Here is a 21,719-nt window from a genome sequence, read left to right on the forward strand (position 1 = left end):
TAATTTTACGGTGTGGTCTCAAGCTGTAATACGTCGGCAGCTTCTCATGATATATCGATCATTTATAGTACAGAACTCTCCTTTCTTTCCCTTAATTGATTGAATGCTAGTACAGTAGAAATAACCGCTGGATGTCTCTTATTAATAAGAAATTGTACCCTCAGTTATTTCGATATTTCTGATCCCCAAATGTCAATCTACTAATCCACACTTTTTGTTAAATGAGACGTAAAGAAGAAATAATCCACTCAGAAGAAAAAACGGTATCCGATACTTTTCACTTTTTTATGTTGGCTCTTGGTTTTTTCTTGATAGTCGGTGGGATATCTCAAAACAATGCATTTGCCCAAAACGCTAACGAACGGGACATCAAGCTTCCCAAAGCAAGTAATTCCGAATTACCGTCTATTTACTTAATAGGTGATTCCACCGTACGCAACGGAGCTGGCGACGGCGCCAACGGCCAATGGGGATGGGGGAGTTTTCTGCATGAATGGTTTGATGATGGAAAAGTAAATGTGGTTAACCGTGCCATAGGCGGACGCAGCAGCCGAACCTACATTACCCAGGGATACTGGGATCAACAAAAGGAATTGCTAAAACCTGGCGATGTAGTACTTATCCAATTCGGGCATAATGATGCCAGCCCTGTAGACGACTCCAGCCGGGCCCGGGGTGTGCTGGATGGAATCGGGGATGAAAGTCGCCATTTATTTAACCAACTCACTAAAGAGGAAGAAACGGTGTATACCTACGGCGAATATCTCCGGAAGTACGTCTCCGAAATCAGGGAAGCAGGTGCTACTCCAATGATCTGTTCACCTGTACCTACCAACGGAACCGTAATCAGTAAACTGGTAAAATATGATCAATGGGCTGAACAGGTTGCTACCGCAGAGGGCGTGGCCTTTTTAGATTTAAATGACATCATTGGCAGTGAGTATGAGCAAATGAGTGATGAAGAAGTAGATGCTTTGTTTGTAGAAGACAGAGTACACTCTACCAAGAAAGGGGCAAAATTTAGCGCCAAAATGGTGGTTTCGGCTCTGAAAGGTCTGCAGCGGAATCCGGTAGGACACTTGATGGCTGAAGAAGCTGAATCGGTGGAGCCACGAAGCGGAGATCAGGATAAAGTGATGAAGCCGGCCGTAAAAGGATACGGTGAGGGATTATTTGAAGTGGGCGAGCTGATCTATCAAAACAATTTTGAAAGTGAAAATGACTGGTTGATACAGGTGGAAGACACCGAAGCCCCCTCAGAGCCGCGTATCGATTTTTTTAATGGATACCTGGAAGTACTGCTTCCCGGCCGGGGAGCCACCGTCTGGAACCGTAACGAGTTTTCAGGTAATATTGCCATCACCTATAAAGTAAAAGCACCATCAACCTACGTAAATGAATTAGGCGTGGTGGTCCGGGATATGAATACGTTTTGGCATGCCACTCATCCGGGCAATCCCATGGCTTTGTTTGATGCAGACAAATATACCGGTGCCTTCCCATCGTACCACACCCTGCAGGGCTATTACGCCAGCATGGGCGGACGCGATAATACCACAACCCGCTTTCGCCGCTATCCGCGTATTGATGAAAACGGAGATCCGGTTGATCATATCGCTCTTTCGTACAGAGACGGACAGCAGAGTTTTCTCATTCAACCCGGTAAAACCCACACCATCCAGCTGGTAGTTTTTGATGATGTAGTACAATACCTGGTGGATGGCAAGGTGTTTTACGAGATAAAGGAAGGCGATACCGTAGAGGTTGCACTAGCGGATGGAACCATGGAAGAGGTGACTTATACCACCGACCGGTTCCCGGCTTATACCGAAGGTTGGTTTGGCTTCCGGCTGGTGAATACGCATCACGTTTATTCTGATTTCCGGGTGTATAGACTGGTTCCGGCTGAATAACAAATTTGCTGTGTTCCAATCCGTTGCAACCAATTCCGGAGGAAGCTGGAGCTTCCCGGACTGCGTTACGAAGGTGGACCTTCATAACGAGCCTCTTTGAGGGTATGGAAATGGCAAAAATTACAAGTCGTCATGAACATGCTGTTTATGATGTTGTTTGGTCCAAGCGAGACGCTTGAACCAGGCCAGTAGCAAAATCCCGATAGGGATGACAGAATATAGCCCCCGACTTTAGTCGGGGTATGATGAACATTAGGTAAACCTCCGCCCGGACAGTTTATAGGGCCGTTTGGCTATCGGCGGTTGGGCAATAACGTAGCCATATATTGATGCTAAGGAATAGAACGCGGATGACAAGGATCGTGCGGATCATCGCGGAAAGAGTATAGGATTACATGACAATCTAAATCAGTGAGTATCCGCCGGATCGGCGTCATCCGCGTTCCATTTGGATATTACCAAAGCACGGGAAGCTGAAGCTTCCCGGATGGCGTCACGAAGGTGGACCTTCGTAACGAGCACTAAGGACCAAAACTTTGACTTTCACCTAAAACAAAACCAATCATGAAAAACCGCTGCAAATACTTCATCTTACCCATCTTACTATTTATTTCTACTGGTATGATGAACCCGGCCTTCGCCCAAGATCAACCCGAAGCTGTAGATTTAAAATGGCTTTCTGGTGGTGCTCCTGAAGTTGCCGGTGGGGTGAGTTGGGGCGTACCCTGGGGAAGAGGCGAGGTTCAACCCGATGAAACCTTTAATCTGCAAGGCGGAAACGGAGAAAACATTCCCGTTCAAAGCTGGACGATGGCCTACTGGCCGGATGGTTCGGTAAAATGGACCGGATTTGCGATGTCTACAGCTCCGTCCCATGGAACAAATTTTGAGCTGCAAGCGGGACAGGAATCAGCAAGCGGCGAACAAGAAATCAAGATTCGGGAAAGTGATACTACCTGGGAAATCGATACAGGACCGCTACAGGTGCTCATTGCCAAATGGGGCGGTGATGTCATCCGGTACATGAAGGTGGATGGCAAAACCGTAGCCAGCAATGGAAACTTGGTGGCGATTATCCAAGATGGTCCGGAGTTAAACGCTTGGGATAGTCCCGAAAAGCAAAAGTTTAACAGCAAAGTGGAGAAAGTAACCATCGAGCAGGAAGGTCCCGTGCGGGCGGTAGTTAAGCTGGAAGGAACCCATAAAGCGCCTCGAACGGGAGAGGAACTCCTTCCATTTGTGGTCCGCTTGTATTTTTATGCGGATCGGAAGCCGGTGAAGATGGTACATACCTTAATTTATGACGGCGACCAGGATCAGGATTTTATCAGGGGAGCTGGTATTCACTTCAAAGTGCCGATGAGGGAAGAAATGCACAATCGTCACGTTCGGTTTTCCGGGCAGGATGATGGACTTTGGGCTGAGCCTATTCGTCCCATGATAGGTCGGGGAGGCCGGTATGTAAGAGATGGAGATACAGACGATGATGTGTATCCAAAACAGCTCGATGGCAAACGTATTCCCAATAAGAACGAACTCACCGACCGTGACCGCTATTACTTATCCGACTGGGCGGTTTGGGGTGATTTTAAACTCAATCAACCCAATGCCGACGGTTTTACCATTGAAAAACGTACCGACGACCACAGCGCATGGATTCCGGCCGGAGCAGGTAAGCGTTCAAATGGATTGTTTTTTGCGGGAGATGTGAGCGGCGGACTGGCTGTGAGCCTCAAGGATTTCTGGCAGTCGTATCCCTCATCCCTGGAAATACAAAATGCTAATGAAGCCGCTGCCGATATGTATGTGTGGTTGTGGTCGCCCGATGCACCGGCCATGGATATGCGTCATTACGATACCAAACCGCACGGTCTGGAGTCGGTGTATGAAGACATTCAGCAGGGTTTCAGTACCGCATATGGAGTGGGGCGCACCAGCGAGTTGATGTTGTACCCCACGGCCGGGGTTCCCGAAAAAGCCGAAATGGCAAAAATGGCGGAAGAGGGCAGTAAACCGGCTATGGTAGTAGCTTCCCCGGAATATTATCATTCCACAGATATGTTTGGAATGTGGAGCCTGCCCGATCGTTCCACGCCTTTTAAACGACAGATTGAAGACCAGCTGGATGCCTATATCGATTACTACCAAACCTCGGTTGAGCAGCACAACTGGTATGGTTTCTGGGATTATGGAGATTTTATTCACTCCTATGACTGGGAGCGCCATGTTTGGAGATATGATCTTGGAGGGATGGCCTGGCAGAACACCGAGCTGATGACCGACATGTGGCTGTGGTACAGCTTCCTTCGAACCGGACGGGCGGATGTATTCAGGATGGCCGAAGCCATGACCCGCCACACGCAGGAAGTGGATGTGTACCACATGGGACGTTTTGCCGGATTGGGAACGCGGCACAGTGTACGTCACTGGGGAGGCGGAGCTAAAGAAGTACGCGTATCGCAAGCGCCGCTCAAACGTTTTTTCTACTATCTGACCACCGATGAACGCACGGGCGATTTAATCCGGCAGACCACCGAAGATGCTACCGATGCCATCGCCAAGCTGGATCCCATGCGCATTGCCATGCCGCTCGAAAACCCCGATGAATTTCCTTACCCGGCACGCCTCCGCCTGGGCCCCGACTGGCTGGCCCTGGCCGGTAACTGGATGACCATGTGGGAAATGACCGGCGATGAAAAATGGAAAGAGCTGCTATACAACGGCATGGATTCCATCTCGGAGTTTTCCTTAGGCTTTATGAGTGGAGAAAACCTGGTTGTAGGCTTTGATCCTGAGACCGGAGAGTTGTTCCAGCTTTCGGATGAGAAAGGCAGGTATAACCTGGCTACCATACAAGGTGGTGGAGAGGTTGGTACGGAGCTGGCAGAATTGGTGGATCATGAAGGCTGGAAGAAAGCCTGGCTGCAGTATGCTCGCCTTGCCCGGGCTCCAAAAGAGGTCATACTCAAAGATATGGAAACGTGGTCGGAGGGAAGTGACGGGCAATATGCACGCTCTGACCGCATGGCGGCTTACGCCTATTATAAAACCGGGAATCCGGCTTATGCGGAACGCGCCATTGAGCATTTGACTTCCAGGAGAGCTGCCGCTGCACAGCAAACCGAAGAAATTATGCCCCCGGAAGTATTGAACCCTGTGACTGAAGCCCGGTGGGTGACCACCAATACTGCCGGGCAATGGTCACTCAATGCCATCCAGATTCTGGAAATGGTATCGGATGAGCTGCCCCGCCGGGCGCCGTAATGAGAATTGGAAGCTGGGGTTTCGCAGTATGCATAACGAAGGTGGACCTTCGTAACGAGCCCTGGCCAGAGCATCACATATTGTTTACAACGATATTTAAAACCGGAGCTTTCTAACGACCTCCAAATTATCCTGCTGCAAGCGTCTCGCTTGTAGCACTTGTGGTCCAAGCGGGACGCTTGAACCAGTCGGTAGTAAACATTGAACATTCAACAAGGAATACCCAATGTTGAAGTAGAGAAACGTTCAAAAATCCTAAAGGAATGAAATATGAATAGCCCCGGGCTTTAAGCGCGGGGGATAAACCCAAAAGAAAGAAACCTCCGCCGGATGCATTTAAAGCATATTTGGTAATCGGAGGTTAGCAAAAATGTTGCCAAATACAGCGTTCTATTCGGATACCACCAAAGGCAGGGAAGCAGGAGCTTCACAACGAGTTTTAGAATATTTATTCACACCTAAAAAAAATAAATGATGAAATTACCGGCACTTACAACGATTATCATTTTAGCTACACTAAGCACTGCAGTCTTTTCGCAGGATCAGGCAGATTTCATTCAATCAGAAACAAGTGGGCTGGTAGAAATTCCGGCTGAACAGTTTTCGAATAACCGGCCCGGTTCAGGGACCAAAGCTGGTGATACCTTTACGCAGGAGTCTGCCGTTGTTGATTATTTGGATGAAGGCTACATGAAAGCAAATATGGCAGATGGAGACGGAAGCGAAGAAAACGCAGAAAATCTAAATATCAAACTGTCTTACAATGTTGATTTTATTGAAACGGGTACACACTATGTTTGGGCGCGTGTTTACTTTCAAGGTGGAGATAGCGACTCTTTTTTCTTTGGACTGAACGGTAACGTTAATGGTCAAATAGCAGGAAGTCCACATGGGCAATGGCGTTGGGAACGTGCTGATTCTACTTTAGAAATAGATTCAACCGGAGTACATCAAATTGATTTTTTTGGAAGGGAACCCAATTCTTTACTCGACCATATTGTTGTAACCTCAGATGTATCGTACGATCCATCCGTAGCCCAGGAACAGAATGAGCTTACTAAGATTTTTGTTGCACCTGCCGGTAATGATGAAAATGACGGTTCCATTGAAACTCCCTTAGCCACCATGCAAAAAGCTCAGGAACTGGCTACACCCGGCGATACGGTGTATATACGAGGCGGTACGTATAACGTAGGTGAAGATCAGATTTCCGAAGTCGTTTCAAATCTCTTCGCCAGCGTTACCTTTTTAGATAAAAGCGGAACCGAAGGGAACCGCATTAATTACTGGGCATACCCCGGTGAAACGCCGGTTTTTGATTTCTCCAATGTTAAACCGGCAGACCGAAGAGTAGTGGGTATTTTTGTAAGAGGGGACTACATACACCTCAAAGGATTGGAACTGACCGGTATTCAGACTACGATTACCGAACACACGGAATCCTATGCTATTCGGAGTGAAGGCAATCACAATATTTTTGAGAATCTTAGCCTGCACGACAATGTTGGGACTGGGTTGAGGCACTTTAACGGAGGCCATAATTTATTTTTAAATATTGATGCATACCGGAATTGGGATAATGTTTCTCAGAATGGAATTGGGGATAACAACGATGGTATTGGCGTTCACCCCAATGCAGAAGGGGTAGGTAATGTGATCAGAGGCTGCCGCGTTTGGTTTAATAGTGATGACGGGATTGATGTAATCAGGGCAGATGCGGCTGTTGAAATTGACAGCAGCTGGGCCTTTTATAACGGATTTGATACTAATTTTAACAGCCTGGGAGACGGTACCGGGTTTAAACTGGGCGGGCATGCCCATGATGCTGAGGACAGACTCCCGGAAGTTATTCCGAGCCATACCATTACATTTTCTATTGCTGCCAGAAATAAAGCAAATGGATTTTATGCCAACCATCATTTGGCAGGGAATAACTGGTATAACAACTCGGCTTTTCAAAACAGAGTGAACTTCAATATGCTGAATCGTCCAAGCCGGGAGGATAATGAAAACATTGACACCGATGGCTACGATCACGTGTTGATTAATAATTTAAGTCATGTGAAAGGTTTTGGGTTCAGACATTTTGCCTATATCGATACCAGCCAGAATACGCTGGAAACCAACTCATGGGAGTTGGGCGGACAACTTTCAGATTCTGATTTTGAAAGCCTGGATGTCGATTTGCTTACATCCCCAAGAAAAGAAGACGGCAGTTTGCCGGATGTGGATTTTATGCGGCCAACAGAAGGAAGCAGAGCTGTAAACTCAGGAACGGATATTGGGTTCGAATTTAACAGCAGTGCTCCTGATCTTGGCGCTATTGAAACTACCTATACAACCACGGTTCATAATGAAAAAGAGGGAAGTATTCCGGATAAATCATCATTAAACCAGAACTATCCGAATCCTTTTAATCCCTCAACAGTAATCAGCTATCAGATTCCGGAAAACAGTCATGTGGAATTAAAGGTGTTTGATATGCTTGGACGAGAAATTTCGACCTTGGTGAATGAGCGGAAATCAGTGGGGGCCTACGAGGTAAATTTTGAGGCTTCCGAACTTTCTTCAGGAATGTATATCTACACCCTCAAAGCCGGAGATTTTACCCAAACAAAAAAGATGATGTTGATTAAATAACGAACGCTTACATCCAAAATGTGGTGAAAGTTTATATCGCTTCTATACCAAACAGAGTCAACAGCTAACAACTACCTCAGATATCATGAAACCTGAAAGAAGATCTGTTATAAAATGCGTATGTCTTGTATTAACCTTTCTTTTTTCGGGAGGATATTCATCGGTACATGGCCAATGGAATAAGCCTGATAGCGTGGCAGGCATTCCCGTTAACTATGATGAATCGAAAGCAGGGAGTTATGTATTAGACGATCCATTGACGTTGGCCAATGGTGAAAAAGTGAAGGATGCGGAAACCTGGATGAATGTTCGTCGCCCTGAATTGCTGGAATTATTTTACCAGTTTGAGTACGGATTTACCCCCGAGCCCCGGAAAGATATTTCATTTGATGTATTTGAAAAGGGCTCTCCTGCACTGGATGGGAAAGCCATTCGAAAACAAGTGACGGTATCTTTTTCAGCAAAAAAAGACGGACCGGAAATGGATGTGCTCATCTACTTACCAGCTGATGTTCCAAAACCCGTTCCGGTTATTATTTCCCTCGGCTTTACGCCAAATTCAAGCCGCGTGGATGATCCGAACATCAAACCGGGTGAATACTGGGACCGGGAATCACAAGAAAGAGTTCCCGTAACGGAAGAAACGAGAAGGTGGAGTTTTGATGAACAACTGGTACTGTTTTTATCCCGTGGAATAGGGGTTGCTATGGTGTATTATGGGGATATTGAGCCCGATTTTCCCGAAGGGATTACAAAGAAAAAGGGAGTTCGGAATTTGTATTTAAAGGAAGGACAGCAAAAGCCCGCGCCCAACGAATGGGGCGCAATTTCAGCCTGGGCATGGGGACTAAGCCGTGTGGTAGACTATTTGGAAACGGATGAGGAAGTGGACCCCAACAAAATAGCCGTAACTGGAGCTTCCCGCCTTGGTAAAACGGTACTTTGGGCCGCTGCCCGCGATCAGCGGTTTGATATGGTGATAGCTTGCTGTTCGGGCGCTGGAGGAGCGGCACTGAATGGGCGTGACTTTGGGGAATCCATTGCACATTTAACAGCCCCAAGCCGATACCCTTATCAATTTGCTGAAAACTTTCAAATGTTTGCAGACTATCCTAAACATATTCCGGTTGACGGTCACTTGCTGCTTTCGCTGATTGCCCCCCGACCAGTACTTTTACAAACCGGCAACCAGGATTTGTGGCTGGATCCCAAAGGTGAGTTTTTAGCAGCTTTGGCAGCAGGTCCGGTGTATGAATTGTTTGGGGAAAAGGGTTTGGAGACAGAAGAAATGCCCCCGGCAGAAATCCCCATCCTGAACACCATTGGCTATTACATGCACGAAGGAGGGCATGGACCAAATCCTTCAGACTGGGATATTTATGTGGAGTTTATGGAAAAGCATTTCAATTTGGATGATGAAAAATAAGCGGCGTAAATAAAAAAGTGTTTATCTGTTCCCCGTCCTCTTCCGACGACTGTAGCTCGTCTGACGATTGAATGCCAGTTAGCCCGTTTTATTGTGCTTCCCAACTTTACGTCCACCCAATCGTCAGACCACTTCTGTGTGGTTCAGGCATACTGCGCCTTCGTTATTTCAGAATGAGGTTCATCGGATGTGCCTTTTCAGTGGTCGGACGAATTTCTTTGGTTTTTCGCTATTCATCCAGCTCAAGGCGTATATAATCGTACATCACCCCATCATTCAACGAGCCCGCCGGAACGGTTAAGGTCAGCGTGTTTTCACCTTCTTTCATCAATGCAGCATTGAAGCTTAAACTTCGTTGGTGCCATATTCCCTGTTTACCATGCCGGGCAATGGCTCCGTCCCGGATCAAATCTTCAATGGACCCTGCCGGTTTACCATTCACCTCTACATCAATCTTTTCAGCCCCGTTACCAGAAATGGCTGCCCGAAGCGTTGCGGTTCCTTCAGGTGCAGAAGGCATATCGAAAGTGATGGTGTACGGAGTTGCCCGTCCTTCGGCAGGAACGCCCCGGTAGGGCAAAGGCTCAGCTTCAGAATCGGTATTATGCGGCACATGCTGGAAATACCAATCTTCCCTGAAATCACTTTCCCCGATGGTATAATGCACATCATCCGGAAACAGTTCTGCATACATAATCGGGGATTCGGGATTGTTGTATTCATCCCCCTTAAAAAACTCGGAAGCATTTCTGTTGGGAATACCGATTTCCCAAACTTGTTCGCCATGACGTACCGGTGTCCAGGTTAAGTTTCCTAAATCCAGGTTCTCACCTTCTGTAACAACCACATCGGTTTTTAAAAATTCTCCAAGCACGCCATCAGCAAAAGCATAAAGGGAATATTCTCCCGGATGCACGTTATCGATTTCAAAAGTACCATCCGCGTTTCCATCCGTCCAGAATTGGTAATGCTTGGCATCACGCTGCCAGTTTACCGGGCGACGGTTCCCGGTACCGGCGGGATACACCGCTTCATATTCGGGCGCGGTAAGTCCCACCGAAAGATTTGAAAAATTGTTGTCGGTGATGGGATCGTTAAGGACCAATTTTCCTTTTACGGTCGCTCTTTCTTCTGCAGAGGGATAATCCACTCCATCCACCCAGGAATAAGGCCATTTCTCAGTTTCAGCTGCGGCTTGTTTTTTGGCATCGGTAAACATCGCCCCGGGAGAATCCCCGGCATTGGCGTAAATCAAAAAAGGTCCGACTACTTTCTCCCAGGCTTCACCTTCATCCACCGTTAAGGTGGCGCCGCCGTAATGACTGCTTTTCCAGTAATTCAATATGGTTGGGGCCGCCACAGGATTGGTGTCGCGATGGCCCTGGAATTCTACTTTGGTTGGACCTCCGCTCATGTATTCCATAGATGGATTGATAAAGAATAGACCAACATTTTCGGTTGTGCTGGACCAGCCAAAAGCGCGGTTTTCGGACTGTACTACAGTGAGGACATATTTATCAATAAATCTTTTTTCAACCGGATAGTAGAAATTTTGTTTTTCAGAGATGCTCATCCAGTCAAAGAAATCATTCAGTTTTGCCGCAAAGCGGGCTTCTCCCAATACCGTCAGATCATATTCAGGCTGATGGGTGAAAACAGAATAGGTATACACCCCGGATTCTCCTTTTCCCAGCGAGTAACGGATTTCAATATCTGACATGAACTGTCCGTCAGCATCGGCACCGGGACCGGTTCCCATTTTACGTCCTTTGGAAATGCCTTTGATGGAAACTTCAGCCCGTTCCCCGCCATTGGTTTCAGGATTAATGGTGATGGTCGGAATAGCTGCTTGTGTGCCTCTGGGCCCCATGGCATCATGCGACCAAAAGCCATATTGATGGTCGGTCATTCCCCGGTTCATCCCCCAAAAATTTTGTCCCGGCGGATCACGCTGTAAGTCGGGTTCGCCCTTGGAAGTTAACCAGGTTGCCAGCATTTCTTTGTCTTGGTATCTGAGAGAAACCAAATCCCCGGAGGTTTTGGCTACCATGGCGGTAACAATGCCATTGTCGAGCGTGTAGGTTTCGGCATCTTCAGTGATGGTGACGGGCTGTTCTTTGGTGGTGCAAGAGACAAAAAAGAAGCTCAGTATCATAAAAAGACCAAGCATTTTCAAAGCCATATCTTTAGGAGAGTCTTTCATTTTCATAGGTGGGATTGATAGTTGTATTCATCTTAATAGAGACCATCACTTAACATCTCTACTGAATGTTCCATATAGGTTATCCCTAAATGGCTGTTTGGTGATTCGTAGATTGGCAGATTTTTCCGACCATTGGCAACATCGGAATAGAACGCAGATGACACGGATTTTGCGGATCATGGCGGAAAGGTTGGATAATGAGAAGATGAAAATTACCTCCAAATCCCGAAGGGATGAAACATAAATAGCCCCGGGTTTCAACCCGGGGTAAAGATGAATAGAAGGAAAAACCTCCGCCCAGATGTTCTAAAAGTGCCTTTATAAATCGGAGGTTGGGTAGATTGTTACCATAGGAAAATATGGGAATAGAACGCAGATAACACGGATTTTGCGGATTCTCACGGAAAGGTAATTTGATTGTGAGATAAACAATTAGATCAGTGATTATCCGCCTGATCTGCGTCATCAGCCTTTCATGAGGATACCGCTATATGCCCCGGTGGTCAGAAAAACCGTTTCTTGTTAACTGGTGAATACGTTCCCGTCCTACCCAATCCAAGTAGAAACATGGCCTGCATGTCTCTTTATCTAATAGACCGTTACGGCGTATTAGAGCATCTCACCATTTTATTTTTCAAATATTTCAACTTAAACGAATCAAAAAAACATGCAGAAGCTTACCAGATTGTTAGCAGGATTTATTTTTCTTTTGGGGATTACATTCACCACGGGAAATGTAAAAGCTCAGAACCTCAGCCTTGAAGAATATGAAGCCTATGCTATTCAGGCCAAAGAAGCAGGTTTCACCCACGTTAAAATCACTTATGATATCCCGCTTTCCATGTGGCAGTTTGATACGCCGGATGATCCTTATCCCGCCTGGTATGTGTTCCGGCCTTCCTTATTAAAAATATTTCCCCCGGAAAAGCTTCAGCCTTATATGGATATGGAGTATGCTGAGGAGATCATCGAGTTGTTTAAAGCGCGAATGGAAATTTTAAAACGCCATGATTTAAAAGGCTATTACCGGACGAATGAGCCGCATGTGTTGCCGGAAGCATTTTTTAAAGATTATCCGAAGCTGAGAGGCCCCCGCGTAGATCAGGTAAACCGGTCACGCACCGCTCGTTTTTCTCCGGATGTGGATCGCCCGGAAGTGCTGGAGATGTACAAAGAAGCCATGCAGAGTTTGCTTGAAACCCTTCCGGATATTGAGGTCTTTTCCTTTGTGACTACCGATGCAGGTTCAGGATTATGTTGGTCGGAGGGATTATACCCCGGTAAAAATGGACCCACATTTTGCAAACACCGTCCGATGAAAGATCGCGTTCGTGATTTTATGCATGCCCTGAATGAAGGAGCGGAAGCAGCCGGCGAAGACATTGTATTGAATATGTACGGGATTCCCCCACGGCAGTGGATGGAGGATACCTTTGATAACCCTGAAGAAATTGCAAAAGGTTTTCCGGATGGCTTTTCAGTTGAAGGATATAGAAACAACGGTGAGCGTATAAGATGGCGTCGACCCAGTGATGGCTATGCTTTCAACCCGCCACTGTTAGGGGTTCCAAATCCTATGGGCATTGCAGAAGGAATCATAAATGATCTGAAGAATGCAGAAGCGGGCTGGCCCTTGGGAGCCAAGTTTCCCCAGGCGCCAGGACTCGATTTCAAATTTAAGCTTCAGAAAAAATTGATGGAGTCCTCTCCGCAAAATAGCGCTGAGATAATGGTTACCCTGAGGGAGTTTGCCAGTGAGATGGCCGGAGAAGAACATGCAGATGATTTGATGACCATATGGGAAAGCATCCATAATGCGGAAGAGCACCTGTCCAGTCTGAACTTTGGTCCCGTTTTTCGCATGGGAAATGTTCTGGCCCGATGGGTAAACCGGCCGATGGTTCCCTTTCCTGAAGACCTGACCAAAGAAGAAAAAAGTTATTACGAACCGTATTTATTTCAGGCCAAAGGGGAGGAACAGGCCAATAACCTGATCGATATTCAGGCCATGCTCATGTATGAGGGATATGGGGCTCACCTGTTGGTGCAACGGGTGACGGAACTGATGAGGTCGGATTTAGATAAAGCCCGACAGGCAGCTTCGAGGTTAATTGAAGGTGCTGAAAGTGAGTCGAAGAGGGAAGAATGGATACTATTGGACAAACGACTGGCGGTAGTTGAAAGCTTTACCCGTTCAGTAGACAATATGGTAGGCTACCAGGCATTACTTGAATTGGCTAAAAACGATGATAATGAGCCAGAGCCCAATCCTGTGCTCGGGGCAAAAAACTCCTGGAAGCGTCAGGAGCTAATGCGCATCGCGCGAAACGAAATTGATAATGCGGTACAGTTAAGAGAAATCCTGATGAGTACAGACGCTCCTCTCATTGAAACAGCAGCAACACCTGAGGGAGAATCATTCATGGTGTTGTCGCCGGATCTTCCCAATCAGTTGAAGAAAAAAATCGATATCATGAACAGTAAATGGACCGATTATGACCGCCTGTTTACCCGTCCAAATCCATAATAATGGTTCGTTGATAAACGTACTTGATTGGAAGGGTTTGTGTTGTGGTAAAATTAGACCAACGGTTTTTTTTAAAAGGGCATAGAACGTGGTCTAAACGTTATATATGAAACAACATAAAGGGTTCTATATAATGATTCCAAACATGACTAAAATGGATAAATTCACTAAAGATTAAAAATTCAATTAAAATTATAACTATGATTAAGTCATTATTTTTATTTCTGTTAAGTTTCTTGATATTTTCGTGTAATTCCAAGCAAACCGAAACTCCTGAAAAACCATCCAAGGAAGAAATCGTCACTGCGATGAACACCGCCAACGATTATTTTATGAATAAATTTCCCGATCCTGGCGCAGACCTGATTCAACCACCTCGAGGAAAAGATGATGATTTCCCGGATGGAAGAAGATGGCAGAGCAATATATGGACATTTAGTACTTACGCTACAGGATTAATGACTTTGTATAAGACTACAAATGAACAAAGACATCTTGAATACCTTATAGAGTGGGGAGAAAAGAAAAACTGGACACTGCCCACTGAAGAGATGTGGAATGATCATCTTGCAGGACAAACCTACATCGATTTATATAAAATCGATACCACCAAAACAGAATACATTGCCGATGTGAAGACCTCCATCGATGCTTTTATTGAGGAAGGTGATACACAGGGGCGTAGGTTTGGTAGTGATTGGAACTGGATCGATGCGTCCTACATGGCGATGCCACTTTTTGCCCAGCTTGGCGCTTTAACCGGCGACGATGCCTATTATGAAAAAATGCACGAGCTATATTTGCATATGAAAAATGAAGTTGGTGGTGGACTTTACAACCCGGAAGATGGTCTTTGGTGGCGGGATGCTTCTTTTAAACCCCCACACACAGAGCCCAATGGTGAAAATACGTATTGGTCCCGTGGTAACGGCTGGGTTGTGGGTGCACTGGTACGCACTCTGAATTATTTACCAGAGGACGCTCCAAATCGCGATGAATATAAAAGTGTGCTCAAGGAAATGTTCAATGCACTGCTGAAGGTACAAAGGGAAGACGGTCTCTGGAATGTGAGCTTGCACGATCCAACAAATTATGGAGGTAAAGAGTTAACCGGATCTGCCTTTTTTATTTACGGAATGGCCTGGGGAGTAAATAATGGGCTCATTGATGCTGAGAAATATGAATCCGCCATTTACAAAGGATGGAACACCCTGGTGGAAGACTGTATGCATCCCAATGGATTCCTGGGATATGTACAAGGGACCGGAGATAAACCTTCAGCCGGTCAGCCAGTAACATATAACTCTGTGCCTGACTTTGAAGATTTTGGCCTTGGTATGTTTCTTTTGGCTGGTACCGAAGTATATAAAATGGATTAAAGTCCTGAGTTCAAGTAATAAGTACAACACGATTAAATAACCTTTGGGCATGCCCCACATGGTCTTTGGTCAAGCGTGGTATATTTTAGTTATCATGCAAAAATACAACCACCTTGACCTACAAGATCGTCATAAGATTCATGCGCTGCTTGAGGCCGGACACTCCATTGGTTCATACAGCAGCAACACCGGAATGAGAAACGATCATGATGCTATCACCGGAACTACCGGATCAGCTTAAGAAAAAGATCGATATCATGAACAGTAAATGGATGGATTATGACCGTTTATTTACCCGTCCGAATCCCTAAATGAACCTGATTACTTAGTTATTTATTAATGAAAATTTCAAAAAAAATGAAGGCGCAGAAAAGAGCTGTCAGAGTTCTTTCTGTGCTGGTCTGTTTATTTTTTGCTGGCAACTATGGTCAGCTTATAGCTCAAAGCAAGAGCGTTCCACTTACATGGCTGGAGGACAATAGTTTTGAAACAGATATCGGCGTAAGCTGGGGAGTGCCCTTCACTAAAGGAGAAGTACAACCAGGTGATACTTTTTCATTGACCGACAACACAGGTACAAAAATTCCGGTACAAAACTGGCCGATGGCTTACTGGCCGGATGGTTCCATTAAATGGACGGGTTTGGCGGCTGTAGTCCCACCCTCATCCGGCAACGGATTTCAACTATCTGTGGGTACTTCTGCCACGAGTGAGTCTCTCGTTCTGGCCCAGGAAACAAAGGCTGGAATTGAGATCAATACTGGTGTCATACAAGCCATCATCCCTAAAAACGGGTCTTCATTTTTATCTTCATTAAAAATAAACGGACAACAGGTTGGCAAAAACGGTCAGCTTATAGCCATTAATGAGGATCGTTCAAGATTAGAGAGTGAAGGTATTCTTGAACAGAAACGATTCGTAAGCCGAATCCAGGAGGTTACGCTTGAGCAATCCGGGCCGGTTCGGGCGGTAGTTAAAGTTGAAGGAAGTCATGTTGCGCCGAAGTCAGACAGAGAATGGTTGCCATTTGTGGTTAGGCTCTATTTCTATGCAGGACAAAGTTCCGTAAAAATGGTTCATTCTTTTGTTTTTGATGGAGATCAGAAAGAAGACTTTATTAAAGGTTTGGGAGTAGAATTTTCGGTGCCCATGCGTGAACAGACACATAATCGCTGGGCGAAGTTTACCGGTGATACGGGACTCTTTTCTGAACCGGCACAGTTGATAGCAGGAAGAAGGCCGAATGATGAAGGTATTTATTCCCGCCACGTTTCAGGAAATACGGTTGCAAATAAAGAGGAGCTCCCCAATGGAAAACTTATCGATGATCTTGCTATCTGGAATGACTTTAAACTTACACAGTTAAATGACGGTGCCTACACTATTTCCAAGCGAACCGGGCAGGAAGGAGCGTGGGTGAAATCTGCAAGAGGAGAACGCTCAAGCGGTATGGTTTTTACCGGAGATACCAAAGGAGGACTGGCTGTAAGCATGAGGAATTTTTGGGAACTCTCACCCACTCAGTTGCAAGTCACGGACTTAGAAAAAGAGGAAGCAAAACTCATGGTTTGGTTGTGGTCGCCAGATGCCCCGGCTATGGATCTTCGGCATTATGATACCAAGGGACACGGACTTTCGGCATCTTATGAAGACTACGAAGAAGGCTTTAGCAAAGCGCATGGAGTAGCCCGTACTACAGAAATTACGCTCATGGCATTTAATCACCTGCCGGATAATGAAAGCCTGTTGAAATTAGAAGATACATTCTCCAACCCCCCAAGATTAGTAAGCACACCGGAATATTATTATTCAACGAACACTTTTGGTTATTGGAGTCTTCCGGATCGTTCGAATCCTGTAAAGAGAAAGTTAGAAGATCAGTTGGATATGATGTTTTCGTTCTACAAAAATCAGGCAGAGGAACATCGCTGGTATGGCTTTTGGGATTACGGAGACATTATGCATACCTATGATCCGTTCCGCAATACGTGGAAGTACGATGTAGGGGGATTTGCCTGGATGAATAGTGAAGAATGTCCGGATGTCTGGCTTTGGTATAGTTTCCTGCGTAAGGGCCGGGCTGACATTTTTAAAATGGCCGAAGCCATGACTCGTCATACACAAGAAGTTGATGTGTATCATTTGGGGAGATTTGCTGGACTTGGTTCCCGGCATAATGTACGTCATTGGGGTGATAGCGCAAAAGAACTGAGAATTAGTCAGGCCCTACTAAAACGTTTTTATTACTACCTCACTACCGATGAGCGTACAGGGGATCTATTGACACAAGTTAAAGATGCTGATTATGCTCTTCTGGAAGTGGATCCGCTTCGCAAAATTTTACCGAAGAGCCCATATCCCACACATATACGGAGCGGGCCTGACTGGCTGGCTGCCGCCGGAAACTGGATGACCGAGTGGGAACGAACCGGGAATACTAAGTACCGTGATAAAATAAAAACCGGAATGAAGGCTTTGGCCAATATGCCGGATGGCTTACTGACTTCTATCAGCTTTGGCTATGATCCGGAAACCGGGATGCTGTATGACGATCCGGATCAGCGGTTGCCGGTTGGGCAGTTTGTGATGATTATGGGCGGTGCGGAAGTGGCTTTTGAGTTAGAGACATTATTGGATCTACCAGAATTTTGGGAAGTATGGTTAGAGTTGTGCGAAGAATGGGCGAGAACCGGAGGTGGTGATATGGCTGCCCCTAGAGCGATTGCCTATGCCGCATACAAAAAGAATGACGCGGAACTTGGCCGTTTGGCGTGGCAACAAATGTTTAAAGAAGGAGGAGATGGAACGGGTTTGATTCGTTTTCCGGAGAAGTTTGATAGAGTCAACGAGGCCGGAGTGCCATATCCCACCGATGAGATACCAAAATATATGGCTACCGGTCATTTAAGCCAATGGGCTTTAAATGTTATTGGAACCCTGGAATTAGCCGGGAAATGGATCCCGGAATTGGAAGAGGTTGAGGCAGGTGAATATGATGGGAAATAGTAAAAATGCCGAATGGATTCGGCATGTCCTGATTATTCAAATCGTATTCTTCTGCGTTATGTCATGTACGAAAGTAGACAGAACTACTCAATACGAAACGGAAAAATCGGTACGCACAGCCCTGGAAGCAATGCAGAAATTACAGAAGAACGGGGGATGGGCAATGGCCTGGACAACCGATGGTTCTGCTACTTTTGGAGAGTGGTTACTTCGGAAAGATGATATCATTACCATACAACCACCCGGCACACCGGCCATTGGTTCAGTGTTTTTGAAAGCTTTTGAGGTTTTGGAGGATTCATCTTACTTACAAACAGCTATTCAGGCCGGGGATGCATTACTTCAAGGACAATTTTCTCATGGCGGGTTTCCTCAGGAATTTTATCCGGGACGTTTTAGCCAAGATACATCGTGGTTTCAGCATTACGATTCATCGGGAGGCGCATGGTTTCCACCTAATATCGAAGGCGCAGATATTTATATAAACGAAAATGGATCTGGTACTTTTGATGACAGAACTACTCAGTCAGCGGCACTTTTCTTGTTGGATTTAGGGCAGAAAACAGATCTCTCAAGATTTAAAGATGCGGCTCGGAAAGCAGCTAAATTTATGCTTGATGCTCAGTACCCGAATGGAGGATGGCCTCAAAAATACCCGTTGCAGGAAAATTATACCCGTTTTATTACGCTGAATGACGCAGCCATGCCCAGCGTGATGAGCACTTTATTTACCTTTTCAGAAGTGTTGGGAGATAGCACTTATTATGAGGCGGGCATTCGGGGAGCTTATTATTTACTCGATATTCAAAAAAAGCATAAAGAAACGGGATGGGCTCAGCAATATACATTAGATGGGGAGCCCGTTGGGGCACGTCCCTGGGAACCGGCTGCTCTTTCTGCTGCCGAAACAGTGGATGTTACTGACTTTTTAATTGAAGTGTACATAGCCACAGGAGATAAAAAATATTTAAAGTCAGGCATGGCCGCAATAGAATGGCTGAATGAGATTCGTTTACCAAATGGAAATTGGGCTCGGTTTTATAATCCGCATACAAATCAACCGGTGTATATGGGGGGAGCTGGAAATACAACCTCTGACTTGGATGAAGCACTAAAATATCATTCAGGCTACAGCTGGCAAGGTGATTACCTGGACTCAGATTTAATGAAACGTTATGAGGTATTGATTGAAGGAAGTGCAGAAGATCGTTTTAAGCTGTATGCTACCTACGAACAAAAAAGTGATGAAAATTTATCTCATAAAATACAGATGATCTTATCAGAACAGAAACAAAACGGGCTTTGGACAAAGCAAATGTCCGGTGAAACGTTGGATTTTTATCACTTGAAATTTGGCCAACAAAAGGAAACTCCAACGATAATAGATTCCCAGGATTTTGTGGATAATGTGGGGCTTATGCTGGAATTCATAGAAAGTTAACCACAAAAAAATAAAATCAACCCTCCATTTTGAACCAGAGGTTCTGACAGGCGTTCCCAACGCGACGTTGGGAACGAGTTCAAAGAAGGAAGACCTCCATAACGAGGCTTGAGACCAAATGAATTGAATTGTGATTAGAAAAATAATCCCGGAGGGATAACACCATGAATAGCCCCGGGTTTCAACCCTGGGTGAGATGAACAGAGAATGCAAACCTCGTCCAAATGATCGAAAAGCACCTTTGCTCACTGGAGGTTGGGCAAAATGTTGTCAAAGATGAATATCAGATTAGAACGAGGATAACACGGATTAAACAGATCATCGCGGAAGGGTAGGTATTTGATTCGTTCGGTTAAATTGATTCAGCGAAAAATCCACCAGATCACCGTCGCCCGCGTTTTCCCACCGGGATTCCTTTGTGGTAATCGAATTGCACCAAGCGCACCGGAAGCCGGTTGTATCAATTTTTTACAAGTAGAATATCAAGCTGCATGTCTCTTATGATATAACACCAATAATTATAAAGTTGGACGTCACCAAAGCCTAATCACCCAAAAATTTATATATAATGAAAAAACAAGCTATTCCCATTTCTTCATTCCATTGTTGGTTTAATGATGTCCTCAAAATTGGGGGAGCCCTGTTGCTGGGCCTTTGGTTCGCTGTGGCCGCTACTTCATCCCTGAACGCGCAGGTAGTAGCCGGTACCGATTATTCGGATCGTGCCCATGTGGATAATACTTTTGATATGGCCGGGCAGGATGTGTTCGGGCAGCGCTTTCCGTCAGAACATCTTACCATAAAAGATGAGGTGAGCGGGATAGATATTATCGCACTCACTACCTCAAGGCATCATAACTCGAAGATTTACCAAGATCATCCCCAATGGACTCCGGATGGCGAATACCTCGTGTTTCGTTCCAGCAGGGCCGAGGGGCAGTATTATGCTATGTCTATGGACAACTTCGAAATTGTGCAGATTACCACGGGCGATAACAACCAGTTTTTGCATCTGGGTTGGACCAAGAATAATGCTTACCAGATCAGGGAAGGCGTACTCATTGAATTTGATCTCGGAAGATTACTTGAAGACAGTGAAAACGATGAGGTGAACCCTGATCCGGCTCATTATGAAACCGTAGTTGCTTCCTTGCCTCCAAGAGTGCGCGAGTCGGGTGGAATGGGCCTGGATGCCGATGAGGATCGCCTGTTTTTTGCTTCCCGACTTGGACCGCAACAATCTGCTATTTATAGTATTGATTTTGAAACAGGGGAAACCACAAAACATTTAGAAGTGCCTATGTGGGCCAATCACCTGCAAGCCAATGAATGGGTTTCAGGGGAGATCATGTATTCCTGGGAAACCGGTGGCGATGCCCCACAGCGAATTTGGTCGGTTAGTGTTGATGAAGATGGGGAAGTAACTCACCGCCCTCTGTACGAAGAAAATGCAGAAGAGTGGGTAACGCATGAAGTTTTTGCCGATAAAGATCATATTATTTTTAATGTGATGGGACACCTGGATCGCTTGCAAAAGCAGCCATCCGGTATTTTTATGATGAATATTCGCACCAATGAAGTCACACGGCTTGAACAGGCCGGCAAGGGCGGATACTGGCATGCCGATGCCACCGAAGACCTGAAATGGGCCGTAGGTGATACTTTTGACGGAAATCTGTATCGTATCAACCTGGAAACGAAAGAAGTGAAATTACTTACGGCAGGGCATCGACCCAATGGTCCAAGCCCTTTTACAAGGGAGGCACATTCCCATCACTCCATCAGTCCCGATGGCAAGTGGTTGTTGTTTAATTCCAGTATGTTAACCAGCAGCGATATCATGATGGTACCGCTGCATCCTGAAGGTGTTGATTTACCTGACGTTTCCTGGTAGTACTTTCGCATCAAATCCTTTTAAAC

At 45.8% G+C, this 21,719-nt stretch carries 11 protein-coding genes; 10 read left to right on the forward strand and 1 reads right to left on the reverse strand.

The features are described 5' to 3' along the window. The first annotated feature begins 221 nt into the window (after positions 1 to 221). From FN815_RS06040 to FN815_RS06055, 4 genes are all read left to right on the forward strand, one after another. Complete coding sequence (locus tag FN815_RS06040) at positions 222 to 1,913, forward strand: DUF6250 domain-containing protein (RefSeq protein ID WP_142453728.1); 1,692 nt, start codon at positions 222 to 224, stop codon at positions 1,911 to 1,913. A 564-nt stretch (positions 1,914 to 2,477) separates the two neighbouring features. Next, positions 2,478 to 5,177, forward strand: a complete 2,700-nt coding sequence (locus FN815_RS06045) for an exo-rhamnogalacturonan lyase family protein (RefSeq protein ID WP_142453729.1) — start codon at positions 2,478 to 2,480, stop codon at positions 5,175 to 5,177. A gap of 471 nt (positions 5,178 to 5,648) precedes the next feature. Continuing rightward, a complete protein-coding gene (locus FN815_RS06050) occupies positions 5,649 to 7,817 on the forward strand; it encodes a right-handed parallel beta-helix repeat-containing protein (protein WP_221930256.1) in 2,169 nt (722 codons plus the stop codon). A gap of 85 nt (positions 7,818 to 7,902) precedes the next feature. Further along, complete coding sequence (locus FN815_RS06055; RefSeq protein ID WP_221930257.1) at positions 7,903 to 9,243, forward strand: alpha/beta hydrolase family protein; 1,341 nt, start codon at positions 7,903 to 7,905, stop codon at positions 9,241 to 9,243. Positions 9,244 to 9,472: 229 nt separating this feature from the next. Here FN815_RS06055 and FN815_RS06060 read toward each other — a convergent pair whose 3' ends face one another. Next, a complete protein-coding gene (locus FN815_RS06060) occupies positions 9,473 to 11,452 on the reverse strand; it encodes a polysaccharide lyase family protein (protein ID WP_142453730.1) in 1,980 nt (659 codons plus the stop codon). A gap of 661 nt (positions 11,453 to 12,113) precedes the next feature. On the opposite strand from FN815_RS06060, the gene FN815_RS06065 reads away from it, so the two are divergent. The 6 genes from FN815_RS06065 (at position 12,114) to FN815_RS06085 (ending at position 21,693) form a co-directional block, all read left to right on the forward strand. Beyond that, entirely contained in the window at positions 12,114 to 13,973 is a 1,860-nt protein-coding gene (locus FN815_RS06065; RefSeq protein ID WP_142453731.1) for a hypothetical protein, read from the forward strand. Positions 13,974 to 14,173: 200 nt separating this feature from the next. Next, positions 14,174 to 15,352 (forward strand): glycoside hydrolase family 88/105 protein, encoded by a 1,179-nt coding sequence (locus tag FN815_RS06070; RefSeq protein WP_142453732.1) that lies wholly within the window; start codon positions 14,174 to 14,176, stop codon positions 15,350 to 15,352. A gap of 94 nt (positions 15,353 to 15,446) precedes the next feature. Continuing rightward, entirely contained in the window at positions 15,447 to 15,593 is a 147-nt protein-coding gene (locus FN815_RS18855) for a hypothetical protein (protein ID WP_185957186.1), read from the forward strand. 98 nt (positions 15,594 to 15,691) lie between these two features. After that, positions 15,692 to 18,358, forward strand: coding sequence for an exo-rhamnogalacturonan lyase family protein (locus FN815_RS06075; RefSeq protein WP_142453733.1), 2,667 nt, complete (start codon positions 15,692 to 15,694; stop codon positions 18,356 to 18,358). Positions 18,359 to 18,416: 58 nt separating this feature from the next. Beyond that, positions 18,417 to 19,799, forward strand: coding sequence for a pectate lyase (locus FN815_RS06080; protein WP_185957187.1), 1,383 nt, complete (start codon positions 18,417 to 18,419; stop codon positions 19,797 to 19,799). 568 nt (positions 19,800 to 20,367) lie between these two features. Continuing rightward, positions 20,368 to 21,693: a TolB family protein gene (locus tag FN815_RS06085; protein ID WP_142453735.1), complete on the forward strand. Its 1,326-nt coding sequence runs from the start codon at positions 20,368 to 20,370 to the stop codon at positions 21,691 to 21,693. The last annotated feature ends 26 nt before the right edge of the window (positions 21,694 to 21,719 follow it).

The sequence above is a fragment of the Gracilimonas mengyeensis genome, assembly GCF_900182705.1.
Lineage (GTDB): Bacteria > Bacteroidota > Rhodothermia > Balneolales > Balneolaceae > Gracilimonas > Gracilimonas mengyeensis.

Coding starts and splice junctions, on each gene's coding strand:
- FN815_RS06040 (WP_142453728.1), top strand. CDS start 222: ATGAGACGTAAAGAAGAAATAATCCACTCAGAAGAAAAAACGGTATCC.
- FN815_RS06045 (WP_142453729.1), top strand. CDS start 2,478: ATGAAAAACCGCTGCAAATACTTCATCTTACCCATCTTACTATTTATT.
- FN815_RS06050 (WP_221930256.1), top strand. CDS start 5,649: ATGATGAAATTACCGGCACTTACAACGATTATCATTTTAGCTACACTA.
- FN815_RS06055 (WP_221930257.1), top strand. CDS start 7,903: ATGAAACCTGAAAGAAGATCTGTTATAAAATGCGTATGTCTTGTATTA.
- FN815_RS06060 (WP_142453730.1), bottom strand. CDS start 11,452: ATGAAAATGAAAGACTCTCCTAAAGATATGGCTTTGAAAATGCTTGGT.
- FN815_RS06065 (WP_142453731.1), top strand. CDS start 12,114: ATGCAGAAGCTTACCAGATTGTTAGCAGGATTTATTTTTCTTTTGGGG.
- FN815_RS06070 (WP_142453732.1), top strand. CDS start 14,174: ATGATTAAGTCATTATTTTTATTTCTGTTAAGTTTCTTGATATTTTCG.
- FN815_RS18855 (WP_185957186.1), top strand. CDS start 15,447: ATGCAAAAATACAACCACCTTGACCTACAAGATCGTCATAAGATTCAT.
- FN815_RS06075 (WP_142453733.1), top strand. CDS start 15,692: ATGAAAATTTCAAAAAAAATGAAGGCGCAGAAAAGAGCTGTCAGAGTT.
- FN815_RS06080 (WP_185957187.1), top strand. CDS start 18,417: ATGTCATGTACGAAAGTAGACAGAACTACTCAATACGAAACGGAAAAA.
- FN815_RS06085 (WP_142453735.1), top strand. CDS start 20,368: ATGAAAAAACAAGCTATTCCCATTTCTTCATTCCATTGTTGGTTTAAT.